This is a genomic window from Prescottella sp. GW823-FHT02E09, from assembly GCF_058797375.1.
On record NZ_JBXAJP010000005.1, the window covers coordinates 388,403 to 400,695 of the forward strand.

General features: G+C 68.9%; 10 protein-coding genes. 1 reads left to right on the forward strand and 9 read right to left on the reverse strand.

Translation table 11 applies throughout. From position 1 onward, the window contains the following. Positions 1–88 precede the first annotated feature (88 nt). From AC1RIF_RS15345 to AC1RIF_RS15385, 9 genes are all read right to left on the reverse strand, one after another. The gene (locus tag AC1RIF_RS15345; protein WP_492602206.1) at positions 89–523 is read right to left on the reverse strand and encodes an OsmC family protein; all 435 of its coding nucleotides are present in this window, start codon (positions 521–523) and stop codon (positions 89–91) included. After that, positions 516–1,958, reverse strand: coding sequence for an alanine/glycine:cation symporter family protein (locus tag AC1RIF_RS15350; RefSeq protein ID WP_492602207.1), 1,443 nt, complete (start codon positions 1,956–1,958; stop codon positions 516–518). The genes AC1RIF_RS15345 and AC1RIF_RS15350 overlap by 8 nt, the downstream gene beginning before the upstream one ends. Before the next feature lie 57 nt (positions 1,959–2,015). Next, the gene (locus tag AC1RIF_RS15355) at positions 2,016–2,696 is read right to left on the reverse strand and encodes a response regulator (protein WP_492602208.1); all 681 of its coding nucleotides are present in this window, start codon (positions 2,694–2,696) and stop codon (positions 2,016–2,018) included. Then, a complete protein-coding gene (locus AC1RIF_RS15360; RefSeq protein ID WP_492602209.1) occupies positions 2,693–5,269 on the reverse strand; it encodes a DUF4118 domain-containing protein in 2,577 nt (858 codons plus the stop codon). Before AC1RIF_RS15360 ends, AC1RIF_RS15355 begins: the two co-directional genes overlap by 4 nt. Next, positions 5,247–5,897 carry a potassium-transporting ATPase subunit C gene (locus tag AC1RIF_RS15365; protein WP_492602210.1) on the reverse strand — a complete coding sequence of 217 codons (651 nt, stop codon included), beginning with the start codon at positions 5,895–5,897 and terminating at the stop codon, positions 5,247–5,249. Before AC1RIF_RS15365 ends, AC1RIF_RS15360 begins: the two co-directional genes overlap by 23 nt. A gap of 7 nt (positions 5,898–5,904) precedes the next feature. Continuing rightward, positions 5,905–8,013: a potassium-transporting ATPase subunit KdpB gene (gene kdpB / locus AC1RIF_RS15370; protein WP_492602374.1), complete on the reverse strand. Its 2,109-nt coding sequence runs from the start codon at positions 8,011–8,013 to the stop codon at positions 5,905–5,907. A 14-nt stretch (positions 8,014–8,027) separates the two neighbouring features. Continuing rightward, positions 8,028–9,728 carry a potassium-transporting ATPase subunit KdpA gene (gene kdpA, locus AC1RIF_RS15375; protein WP_492602211.1) on the reverse strand — a complete coding sequence of 567 codons (1,701 nt, stop codon included), beginning with the start codon at positions 9,726–9,728 and terminating at the stop codon, positions 8,028–8,030. Positions 9,729–9,749: 21 nt separating this feature from the next. Beyond that, positions 9,750–9,848, reverse strand: a complete 99-nt coding sequence (gene kdpF, locus AC1RIF_RS15380; RefSeq protein ID WP_114722480.1) for a K(+)-transporting ATPase subunit F — start codon at positions 9,846–9,848, stop codon at positions 9,750–9,752. A 226-nt stretch (positions 9,849–10,074) separates the two neighbouring features. Then, positions 10,075–10,731 (reverse strand): pyridoxamine 5'-phosphate oxidase family protein, encoded by a 657-nt coding sequence (locus tag AC1RIF_RS15385; RefSeq protein ID WP_492602212.1) that lies wholly within the window; start codon positions 10,729–10,731, stop codon positions 10,075–10,077. 77 nt (positions 10,732–10,808) lie between these two features. Here AC1RIF_RS15385 and pdxR point away from each other — a divergent pair, with 77 nt between their 5' ends. Continuing rightward, complete coding sequence (pdxR, locus tag AC1RIF_RS15390) at positions 10,809–12,287, forward strand: MocR-like pyridoxine biosynthesis transcription factor PdxR (protein ID WP_492602213.1); 1,479 nt, start codon at positions 10,809–10,811, stop codon at positions 12,285–12,287. Positions 12,288–12,293 lie beyond the last annotated feature (6 nt).

A 12,293-nucleotide genomic window follows, 5' to 3' on the forward strand; every position in this document is an offset into this window, starting at 1 on the left:
GCAACTGCCCCTCCTACCCTCCCGGTCCGGGCAGGCCCCCGCACGGCGCAGCGGGCAGGGGCCGGACGCTCAGGTGATCCCGAAGGCCCTAGTCCCGCGTGACCGACAGGGTCACCTTCGTACCCGCCTTGAGCGTGCGGCCGACGGTGCAGACCTTGTCGACCGAGCGCTCGACGAGTGCGATCAGGCGTTCCTGCGCCTCGGCGTCGAGTTCGCTGAGGTCGAGTTCGAGGACCTCGTCGAGCTGCGGGTACACCTCGTTCTCGCGGTCGGCGGCACCGGAGACGCGGATGGTCGCGTCGTAGTCGTCGCCCAGACGGCGCGAGAGCGGGAAGTCGGAGCTCATTCCGGAGCACGCCGCGAGCGCGATCTTCAGCAGCTCACCGGGAGTGAAGACTCCGTCCACCGATTCCGATCCGATGCGCACCTCGGCCCCGCGGGAACTGCGGCCCGTGTAGAGGCGGGTACCGGTGCGCTCCACCCACAGTTCGGTGGATGCGGGGGCAGGGGTCTGTTCAGCCATGAGTGGAGATCCTGCCATCCGCCGGGGCCTCGTCCCACACCTGGATGCCCGAGACCTCGGGCAGATCGTCGCGATGGAAGGATGGATCCTTGCCGGCTGCGCGCTGACTGCTGTAGTGCTTGAAGAGCAGGAACGCCACACCCGAGAGCGGTAGCAGCGCCGCAAGATTGACGGTCGCCATCACACCCATGACGAGATCGGCCAGCGCCCACACGAGCGGCAGCGAACCGATCGCGCCCGCGAACACGCACACGACGACCAGCGCGCGGAAACCGTTGAGCACACGCCGCGACTCGGTGAGGAACTCGATGTTGGTCTCGCCGTAGTAGTAGTTGCCGATCACCGAGGTGAACGCGAGGAAGAAGATCGCGACGGTGAGGAAGTGCACGGTCCAGCCGCCGAGCTGCGCGCTCAGGGCGTTCTGGGTCAGCGACGCGCCCGCCTTGGTGCCGTACTCGGGATTCGACAGCAGAATGATGAACGCCGTCGCGGTGCACACCAGCAGCGTGTCGAAGTACACGCCGAGGCTCTGCACCAGACCCTGCTTGACCGGGTGCGACACCGCCGCAGTGGCGCCGGCGTTCGGCGCCGAGCCCATGCCCGCCTCGTTCGAGAACAGGCCGCGACGGATGCCGTTCATGAAGGCTGCCGCGAATCCGCCGCTGACCACCTCGCTGATGCCGAACGCGTTCTCCACGATGAGCCGGAACATGCCGGGCACCTCGGTGATGTTGAGCGCCACCACGATCAGAGCGAGCACCAGGTACCCGCCCGCGACCACCGGCACCACCACCTGCGAGACCGACGAGATCCGGCGGACCCCGCCGAAGATCACCGCCGCGGTGAGCGCGGCGACCACCAGTCCGACGGCGACCGCGATACCGCGGGCGTCCGAGTCGAACGACGTCGACACCGCGTCGACGATCGAGTTGGTCTGCACCGCGTTGAAGACGAAGCCGTAGGTCACGGTGATCACGACCGCGAAGATGACGCCCATCCACCGGCGGCGCAGCCCGTGCAGCATGTAGTAGGCCGGCCCGCCGTGGAATCCGCCGTCCTCGTCGCGAACCTTGTAGACCTGGGCGAGCGTGGACTCGATGAACGCGCTGGCGGCACCGATGATCGCCATCACCCACATCCAGAAGACCGCGCCCGGCCCACCGATGCTGATCGCGATCGCGACGCCGGCAATGTTGCCCGTCCCCACGCGGGACGCCGCGGAGATCGAGAAGGCGCGGAACGCCGAGATTCCCTTGCGACCGTCAGGCAGCGTCTCGGCCGGTTCGGTCACCGACCGCAGCATGTCCGGCAGCAACCGCACCTGCACGAATCGGGAGCGAACGGTGAAGTACAGCCCCAGACCGACGAGAAGCGCGATGACGACATACCAGTAGGTGTCGTTGATGTCGGTGACGACGTCCACAAGTGAGTCCACTCCTGGGACTATGGAGGACGACCGTCCCCGACGCCAGTCCGAAACCGACCGGTAGCGCTACTCCTGGAAGCGATATCCCATCCCGGTCTCGGTCAGCAGGTGCCGCGGTTTGGACGGGTCGACTTCGAGTTTGCGCCGCAACTGGGCGAGGTAGACCCGCAGGTAGTGCGTCTCGGTGGCGTAGGCCGGACCCCACACCTCGCGCAGCAACTCCTTCTGCCCCACGAGCTTGCCCTTGTTGCGGACGAGCATCTCGAGCATCCCCCACTCGGTGGGGGTGAGGTGCACTTCGGTCCCGTCCCGAGTGACCTTCTTGGCCGCGAGGTCGACGGTGAACGAGTCGGTGACGACCACCGGTTCGCTGGTCTCCGCGGCGGCTGCACCGCGCCGGACCGCGGCCCGCAGGCGCGCGAGGAACTCGTCCATACCGAACGGCTTGGTCACGTAGTCGTCGGCGCCGGCGTCGAGCGCCTCCACCTTGTCCGACGAGTCGGTCCGGGCCGACAACACGATGACCGGCGCCGTGCACCAACCCCGCAATCCGGCGAGGACCTCGATGCCGTCCATGTCGGGCAGACCGAGATCGAGCACCACCACCTCCGGGTGCCGCTCCGCCGCTGCGTGCAGGGCTGCCGCGCCGGTCGATGCGGTCGTGACCTCGTAGCCGCGCACACTCAGGTTGATCCGCAACGCACGCAGGATCTGCGGCTCGTCGTCGATCACCAGCACCCGCGTCATCGAACGCCTCCCCCGTCACCGATCGAGTCCACCGGGTCTGCCGCCAGATCGACGACCATCGTCAGTCCGCCGCCGGGCGTATCCGTCACGCCGACGGTGCCTCCCATCGCTTCCACGAATCCTTTGACCACCGACAATCCGAGCCCCACTCCTATCGTGTTGTCCCGATCCCCCAACCGCTGGAAGGCGTCGAAGACCTGATCCTCCGTGCCGCGCGCCAGGCCGGGCCCCGTATCGGCGACGGTGATCGTCATCCGGTCGCCCGCTCGGGCCGCACCGATCCGGACGGGCTCGTCCGGCGCATAGCGCAGGGCGTTGTCGACGAGGTTTGCCAGGACACGTTCGAGCAGTCCGGCGTCGGCCATCACCGTTGCATCCCCCACCTCGACCTTCACCTGGTCGCGTACGCGCCGCGCCGAGCCGGGCCCGCCGAACCCCGCACCGACGAGAGCTCGGTGCACCACCTCCTCGAGGTACACCCGTCGCAGCGTCGGTTTCACGACACCGGCCGCGAGCCGCGACGAGTCGAGCAGGTTGCCGACGAGAGCGGTGAGCTGGTCCGCCGACTCCTCGACGGTTGCCAGTAGTTCGGCGGTGTCCTCGGGCGAGAACTCGATGTCGTCGCTGCGCAGGCTCGACACCGCGGCCTTCACCGCAGCGAGCGGGGTGCGCAGGTCGTGGCTGACCGCCGACAGGAGCGACCGGCGCAACCGATCGGCCTCGGCGAGCGCGTTCGCCCGACTGGCCTCCTCCGCAAGCTGCCGCTGCCGGATCAGTCCCACGGCCTGATTGGCCACGGCACCGAGCACCTTGCGGTCGCGGGCGCCGAGCTCGCCGCCCGCGAGCAGCAGGATGTACTCGCCGTCGCCCGCCTCGCACGCCGTACCGGCCTCGTCGACGGTGCTCGGCGGCGACGTACCCGCCGAGCTGATGACACCCTCACCGCGCCGGACGACACTGACACCGGTCTGCGCGTAGGTTTCCCGCACCTTCTCGAGAAGCGCCGGGAGGTCCGCGCCACGCAGCACCGACCCCGCGAACAGTGCCAGCAGCTCGGCCTCCTGCGACGCCCGACGCGCCTCCCGGGCGCGCTTGGCGGCGGCGTCGACCAGCACCGCGACCGCGACCGCCACCACCAGCAGCACGACCGTGGTGATGAAGTTGTCAGGCTGCGCGATCGTGAAGCTGTAGAGCGGTGCCGTGAAGAAGTAGTTGAGCAGCAGTCCCGAGATGAGGGCCGACAGGATCGCCGGCCCCACTCCGCCGAGGAGCGCCACCGCCAGCACGACGACGAAGAACAGTGCGTTCTGTCCGCCGACCCCGGCCACCTTGTCGATCACGGCCATGAGCACGGCCGCGAGTGACGGCACGACCACGGCGGCAAGCCACGACATCAGCCTCCGATCACCGCGGCCCAGGATCGAGATCCGGTGCCGGGTCGCGGCCTCGTCGTGCGTGACCATGTGGACGTCGATCTTCCCGGACTGCTGGACGATGGACGCGCCGATCCCCTCGTCGAGGATGCGTGCCCACCGGGAGCGCCGGGAGGTCCCGATCACCAGCTGGGTCGCGTTGACCTCGCGGGCGAACTCGAGCAGCGTCGTGGGGACGTCGTCGCCGACGACACTGTGCAGGCTCGCGCCGATACTGCCCGCCAGCTTGCGCACTCTGCCCATCTCGGCGGCGGCGACGCCCTCGATGCCGTCGCCGCGCACGACGTGCACCACCATCAGCTCGGCACTCGCCCTGCTCGCGATGCGGCTCGCCCGCCGGACGAGGGTCTCCGATTCGGGGCCGCCGGTGACCGCGACCACCACCCGCTCGCGCGCCTCCCACGTGTCGGTGATCTTGTTCTCGGCACGGTACTTCGCGAGCGCCGAATCCACCTGGTCGGCGACCCACAGAAGCGCGAGTTCCCGCAGGGCCGTGAGGTTTCCGCGCCGGAAGTAGTTCCCCAGCGCCGCATCCACCTTCTCCGCGGCGTAGACATTTCCGTGAGAGAGCCTGCGCCGCAACGCCTCCGGAGTGATATCTACGAGCTCGACCTGGGTGGCAGCGCGGACCACCTCATCGGGGACGGTCTCCTGCTGGACCACCCCGGTGATCTGCTGGACGACGTCGTTGAGGCTCTCGAGATGCTGGACGTTGAGCGTCGAGAGCACATCGATGCCGGCGTCGAGCAGTTCGTAGACGTCCTGCCAACGCTTCTCGTTGCGGCTACCCGGGGTGTTGGTGTGCGCGAGCTCGTCCACCAGGACCACCGCCGGTCGCCGAGCCAACACGGCCTCGACGTCCAACTCCGGCATCGAGGTGCCGCGGTACTCGATGTACTTCGGCTCGACGATCTCGAGACCCGCGAGTTGCTCGGCGGTCCGGGCGCGGCCGTGGGTCTCCACCACGGCCGCGACCACGTCCCCGCCACGCTCGCGGCGCCGGTGCGCCTCGCCGAGCATCGCGTAGGTCTTACCGACGCCAGGCGCCGCACCCAGGTAGATCCGCAACTCGCCGCGGCGGCGCGCGCGGGACTGCTCGGGACTGCTCACAACGCCATCATTCACCCGACGACGCCGCATTGCATCCAGGCGCGGTCATTCCCAACGCGAGGTTGAGTTCGAGCACGTTCACCCGTTCCGCCCCGAGGAACCCCAGCTGGCGATCCTCGGTGTGCTCGGCGACGAGGTCACGGACGCGCTCCTCGCTCAGGCCGTTCACCGTCGCGACCCGTCGAACCTGCAGTTCCGCATACTCGGGCGAGATGTGCGGATCGACACCGGAGCCCGATCCGGTCACCGCGTCGACCGGCACGTCCTGCGGTGCCGCACCCTCGCGCTCGGCGATCGCGGCACGCCGCTGCTCGACGAAACTCGCGAGCACCTCGCTGCTCGGCCCCTGATTGCTCGGCAGCGCCGCCGCCGGGTCACCGGTCGCGAACGGGTCGTCGTCCGCCACCGAGCCGACGACCCGGTTGTGGAAGAACGGATCCGGCTCGCCGGCCGGCACCTGCGGGTCCACCCCGATCCAGCGACTGCCCACGACGCAGCCCGACGCGTCGGACACCGGCGAACCCTCCGCCGATCCCGAACTGATCCGTCCGACACCCCACACCGCTGCCGGGTACAGCACCCCGAGGATCGCGGTGAGCGCGAGCAACACCAGCAGTCCCGCCCACATCTGCTTGAGAAAACCGATACCGAATCGCATTGGAGGATCACCCGATTCCAGGAACGAGGCGGACGACGAGGTCGATCAGCCAGATGCCGATGAAGGGGGTGATGACACCGCCGACACCGTAGATCAACAGGTTTCGACCGAGCAGCTTCGACGCTGCCGCCGGCCGGTAGCGAACTCCCCTGAGCGCCAGCGGGATCAGGCCGACGATGACGAGGGCGTTGAAGATCACCGCCGACAGGATCGCGGATTGCGGGCTCGCGAGGTGCATGATGTTGAGCACCGCGAGCTGCGGGTAGATGGTGCTGAACAGCGCGGGCAGGATCGCGAAGTACTTCGCCAGGTCGTTGGCGAGGGAGAACGTCGTCAGGGCGCCGCGGGTGATCAGCAACTGCTTGCCGATCTCGACGACCTCGATGAGCTTGGTGGGATCCGAGTCCAGGTCCACCATGTTGCCGGCCTCCTTGGCCGCCGACGTACCGGTGTTCATCGCGACACCGACGTCGGCCTGGGCGAGGGCCGGGGCGTCGTTGGTGCCGTCCCCGGTCATCGCGACCAGGCGTCCGCCCTCCTGTTCGGCACGGATCCGTTCGAGCTTGTCCTCCGGCGTGGCCTCCGCCATGAAGTCGTCGACGCCGGCCTCCTCCGCGATGGCCCGTGCGGTGAGCGGATTGTCGCCGGTCACCATGACCGTGCGGATGCCCATGGCCCGCAGTTCCGCGAACCGCTCGGCGATGCCCGGCTTGACCACGTCGGTCAACGCGATCACACCGAGAACCGTCGCGGCTCCCCGTTCGACCACCGCGACCACGAGCGGTGTGCCGCCGCCGAGCGCCACCTTCTCCACGCTGTCCCTGACAGCGGGGTCGATCACGGCCCCGTAGCCGGCGACCCAGGCCAGCACCGCATCACCGGCGCCCTTGCGGATCTGCTGCGGCCCGGCCGCGGTCGCCAGATCCAGTCCGCTCATACGGGTCTGGGCGGTGAATGGCACGAACTCGCCCCCGCGCTCGTCCTCCGTCGGCTCGGTCGCGAGCCCGAACCGGTCGGCACACAGGTCGACGATGCTGCGTCCCTCGGGAGTTCCGTCGGCGAGACTCGACAGCCGTGCGGCCGAGGCCAGTTCGAGTTCGGAGCGGCCCGGCGCCGGGTACAGCGCCGTCGCGCGGCGGTTGCCGAACGTGATGGTGCCGGTCTTGTCCATCAGCAGCGTGTCGATGTCCCCGGCCGCCTCGACCGCCCGGCCCGACATCGCGAGGACGTTACGCTGCACCAGGCGATCCATGCCCGCGATACCGATCGCGGAGAGCAGGGCGCCGATCGTCGTCGGAATCAGGCACACCAGCAGGGCGATCAGCTTGATCGGATCCTGCTCCTGCCCGGCGTACCGACCCATCGGTCCGATCGCGACCACCGCGAGCAGGAAGATGATCGTGAGCGACGCCAGCAGGATGTTGAGCGCGATCTCGTTGGGCGTCTTCTTCCGGGACGCCCCCTCGACCAGTGCGATCATCCGGTCGACGAACGACTGACCGGGTGCACACGTGATCCGCACGACGATCCGGTCCGAGAGGACCGTGGTGCCACCGGTCACGGCACACCGGTCACCGCCCGATTCACGCACGACGGGTGCGGATTCGCCGGTGATGGCGGACTCGTCGACGGTGGCGATGCCCTCGACGACATCGCCGTCGCCGGGGATCATCTCTCCGGCCTCGACGACGACGGTGTCGCCGATGGAGAGGGCGGTGGCCGAGATCTCCTCGGTTGCACCGGAGGTGGTCACGCGCCGGGCGATCGTGTCCTGCTTCACCTTTCGCAGACTCGCCGCCTGCGCCTTGCCTCGTCCTTCGGCCACCGACTCGGCGAGGTTCGCGAACAGCACGGTGAACCACAGCCAGGCCGCGATCAGCCACGAGAAGACGGTGGGCTGCGCTAGTGCCATCACGGTGGTCACGACGGACCCGACGAGGACGACGAACATCACGGGGTTGCGGGCCTGGTGCCGCGGGTCGAGCTTGCGTACCGCGCCGGGGAGCGATGTGATCAGTTGGCGCGGGCTGAAGACGCCGGCCTTCACGGGTGTGTGCCCGTGGGCAGTGTCGTCGCCGGGCGCGTCGGGTAGGACGTCGATCGGTGTCAGGTTCATGTCGGTCCGCAGACTCATTGCAGGGCCTCCGAGATCGGCCCGAGTGCGAGGGCCGGGAAGAAGGTGAGGGCCGCGACCAGCACGACGGTGCCGGTGAGCAGGCCTGTGAACATGGGGCCGGACGTGGGCAGGGTGCCGGCACCGGCGGGCGTCTTGCGCTGCGCGGACAACGATCCCGCGAGCGCCAGGACGAAGAGGATCGGCAGGAAGCGGCCGAGCAGCATGCACACACCGAGGGCCGACTGGAACCAGTCGCTGGTCACGGTGAGGCCGCCGAAGGCGCTGCCGTTGTTGTTCGACGCCGACGCGAACGCGTAGAGCACCTCGGTGAACCCGTGGATCGAGCCCGGTGTGCCGGGATCGCCGCTGTTGCCGAGGTATCCGACGGTGGACCCGAGGATCACTGTGATCCCGGTACCGATCAGCACCAGCGCGGGCATCACGAGCACGGACGACGCCGCAAGGGTGATCTCGCGCTGTCCCAGCTTCTTGCCCAGGTACTCGGGCGTGCGGCCGACCAGCAGGCCACCGACGAACACCGCGATGAGCGCGAGCACGAGGATGCCGTACAGACCCGTACCGACACCGCCCGGAGCGATCTCACCGAGCAGCATGTTGAGCAGCACGGCGCCGCCGCCGAGCGGCGACATACTGTCGTGCGCGGAGTTCACAGCGCCCGTGCTGGTTCCGGTCGTGGTGACCGCGAACAGCGCCGATCCCGGGATTCCGAACCGAACTTCCTTGCCCTCCATCATCGAACCGGCCGCGGTGGCCGCGACACCGCGCGCCCCGGACTCGGCGGCCAGGGTGACCGCGAGCAGTCCGAAGTACAGGGTCGACATCACAGCGAGCAGCGTCAGTCCCTGCCGACGATCACCGACCATGGTGCCGAACGTGCGCGTCAGGCTCACCGGGATGAGCAGGATCGCGAGGATCTCGACGATGTTGGTGAGCGGAGTCGGGTTCTCGAACGGGTGCGCCGAGTTGGCGGCGAGGATGCCGCCGCCGTTCGTGCCGAGTTCCTTGATCGCTTCCTGTGACGCGACGGGCGCCAGCGCGTTGGTGACGCCGTTTCCGTCGAGTCCGGTCGACGCGAATCCGGTGCGGAAGGACTGGATCACGCCCTGGCTCAACAGGATCAGCGCGATCACGAACGCGACCGGCAGCAGGATCCGCAGGCAGCCGCGGGTGAGGTCCACCCAGAAGTTGCCGATCTCACCACCCCGCGAGACGCGCACGAATCCGCGGATCAGGGCGGCGGCCACGGCCATACCGACGGCCGCGGAGACGAAGTTCTGCACTGCCAGGCCGGCGGACTGGGTGAGGTGGCTCATCGTCGACTCCGGCACGTACGACTGCCAGTTGGTGTTCGCGACGAACGATGCAGCGGTGTTGAAGGCAGCGGCCGGGCTCACACCTTCCAGCCCGCCGCTGAGCGGCAGCACTCCCTGCACGCGCTGCAGGAAGTAGAGGAACACGACGCCGGCGGCCGAGAATCCGAGCAGGCTGCCTGCATAGCCGTACCAGGTCTGTTCGGTGCGGGGGTTGATCCGGCAGAGCCGGTACAACAGGGATTCGATGCGCAGATCGCCCGATCGGAGATCTGTGTCGGTGGTGTAGACCTTCGCCATGTAGTCACCGACGGGGACATACAGAATCGCTAGCACGGCCACGACCAGTGCTATCTGCAGTCCCGCTGCGAGAGCGGGATTCATGTGGGTATGACCTCTCGGAGACTAGAACCGCTCGGGGTTCAGGAGCGCGATGAGCAGGTAGATCACCAGGGCGGCGGCGATCACGACGACGGCTACGGTGACCGTCCCCGCGACGGTCACCGTGTGCCCCGCGCCTGGAGACCTCGCAGCACGAGCGCGCAGGCGGTGAACACACCGATGATCAACCCGACGTAGGCCATATCAGCCATGGCGTTCCTCTTCGACTTCCTCATGGATCAGGGCGCCGCATCTCGACGCTCACTGTGGAGCGTGCACCCGTTTCCGCCGTGCAGCCGCCCCTCTTACGCTCTCCTGACGCGACCATCCGAGCTCATTGACGCGATCTTTACGCCCCCTCGTTCCGCGCGGTGAGCGCGTGCACGGACGCGGGCACCGGCACGTCGCCGTGGACCCACGGCGCCCGGACCGGCTCTGCCGCAACCGTTCGTATCGGAACCACCCCCGCCCACACGTCGGGGTTCGCGTCGCCCTCGCTGGGCGGACCGGTTCGGACCTTGACCGTCCACTGCCCGGGATCGATCGGCAGGGCGATCGTCAGGGTCGCCGCGAGTTCCTTGCGGGTGGATTCCCGCACCTCTCCGCTGCGCCCGGGGATCAGGGCGTCGGACAGTTCGGCGAGGGCTGTCGCCGCCACGTCGTCGGGAACCTGCTCGAGGTTGCCCCGCACCACCGCCGAACGGTAGTTCGCCGAGGAGCTGAAGAGGTTGTCGGCCACCACGATCGCGTCGAGCAGCGTGACGCACAATGCGACGGGCGCGCCGGCCGCGACGTGTCGCAGCGCACCGGCGCCGGTCGATCCGTGCAGCAGGATCCGGTCACCCGCTCGGGCGTACAGCATGGGCACGGCCCACGGGAACCCGTCGACGACGGTCGCGAGCGTTCCGACGGCCGCCGCGTCCAGCACTGCGTCCAGGTCGGCACGGTCGGCGCGGGAACGCTCGGCAAGTCGATTGATCCGGTCGAGGTCGTATGTGGTGCTCATGGTGCCACTGTGGCGCCATTCCGGATGTGTATCCAGATCCGGAATCGACCGACTCCGTCGACCAGTATCCTCACGGGATGCCTCGGATCAGGCCCGTGTCGACACTGCACCTGCACCTTCGGCTTCCCGACGACGGGGAACCCCTGCGTCGCCGGATCGCGTCGGCGATAGTGACAGCCCTGCGCGACGGACATCTGAACGCCGGGGACCACCTGCCCGCGACCCGGGCCCTGGCGACCGAACTTCGGGTCGGACGCGCGGCGGTGGTCGACGCGTACGACGAACTGACCGCAGCGGGCTACGTCGTCACGCGCCCCGGAGCGGGTTCCCGAATCGCGGCGGGCGCCGATTCCGCCGCACGGGCGGGTGTCCGCCCACACGTCGCGACCCCCGATGCCGCGCCGCCGACCGCCCCTACGGCGCCGCGGCGCGTCACGTTCGACCTGTCCCCCGGCTATCCCGACACCACACTCGTCTCTCAACGGGACTGGCGATCATCATGGCGAGCAACGATTTCCGGAGACCTTCCGAACGAGGCTCCGAGCCCGGACCTCCACCTTCGACTTCGGGCTGCGCTGTCCGACCACCTGCGCCGCACCCGCGGAATCGTCGCGTCCGTGGACGAGATCGTAGTCGTCCCCGGCGTCCTCTCGGCGCTCCGGACGCTCGTCGCCGCAGCCGATCTCCCCGGTCGCCAGACCGCGTTCGAGGATCCCGGTTACACCCGGGCCCGACGTGTCCTCGAAGCGGCGGGAATCCGGGTCCGGGCTGTGCCGGTGGACGGCGACGGGCTCGATCCGGACAGTCTGAGCGCCGCGGACGCGGCCGTGTACTGCACCCCGGCGCACCAGTATCCGATGGGTGGACGCATGTCGGTCGCCCGCCGCGCTCGCCTGATCGCCTCGTCGGCCGACGCCGGACGCCTCGTCATCGAGGACGACTACGACGGCGAGTTCCGTTACGGCGTGGCGGCTCTGCCGGCGCTGCGGTCGATCGACGGCGGCCGCGACACGGTGGCGTACCTGGGCACGGCATCCAAGATCGTGTCACCGTCGCTCCGGCTGGCCTGGATGGTTCCGCCGACGCCGCTCCTACCACGGGTGCGCGAGGCGCTGGAGATCAGCGGCGAGACCGTGTCCGCCGTCACCGCGGACGCGTTCGCTCGATTCGTCGAATCCGGTTCGCTCACCAGGCATCTGGCGCGGGCCGCCCGGACCTACACGGCCCGGCGGCAGGCGTTCGTCGATGCGCTGCAGCGACATCACCCGGACGTCGGTCTCGCCGGGATCGAAGCGGGACTGCACCTCACGGTGCGCTTGCCGGACGGGGTCGACGACGCGGGACTCGCACACGAGATCGGCCGACGCGGGGTGCTGGTCCGGGGCCTCGACGCCTACCGTGCCGGAGAACCGGGCCCCCGCGGATTGCTGTGCGGCTACGCGCGACTACCAGAATCCCAGGCCGACGCCGCCGCGCGGCTGATCGCCGACGTCATCCGCGGACGAGGCGGGTCCGCGGCGGGTACTTCGGACAGCCGCACGACGAGCGGCGCGTGAACCTGC

Bases quoted from the DNA above. Each gene is read 5' to 3' on its own strand.
- kdpA (WP_492602211.1), bottom strand. From the start codon at position 9,728: ATGAATCCCGCTCTCGCAGCGGGACTGCAGATAGCACTGGTCGTGGCC.
- AC1RIF_RS15360 (WP_492602209.1), bottom strand. From the start codon at position 5,269: ATGCGGCGTCGTCGGGTGAATGATGGCGTTGTGAGCAGTCCCGAGCAG.
- AC1RIF_RS15365 (WP_492602210.1), bottom strand. From the start codon at position 5,897: ATGCGATTCGGTATCGGTTTTCTCAAGCAGATGTGGGCGGGACTGCTG.
- pdxR (WP_492602213.1), top strand. From the start codon at position 10,809: ATGCCTCGGATCAGGCCCGTGTCGACACTGCACCTGCACCTTCGGCTT.
- AC1RIF_RS15385 (WP_492602212.1), bottom strand. From the start codon at position 10,731: ATGAGCACCACATACGACCTCGACCGGATCAATCGACTTGCCGAGCGT.
- AC1RIF_RS15355 (WP_492602208.1), bottom strand. From the start codon at position 2,696: ATGACGCGGGTGCTGGTGATCGACGACGAGCCGCAGATCCTGCGTGCG.
- kdpB (WP_492602374.1), bottom strand. From the start codon at position 8,013: ATGAACCTGACACCGATCGACGTCCTACCCGACGCGCCCGGCGACGAC.
- AC1RIF_RS15345 (WP_492602206.1), bottom strand. From the start codon at position 523: ATGGCTGAACAGACCCCTGCCCCCGCATCCACCGAACTGTGGGTGGAG.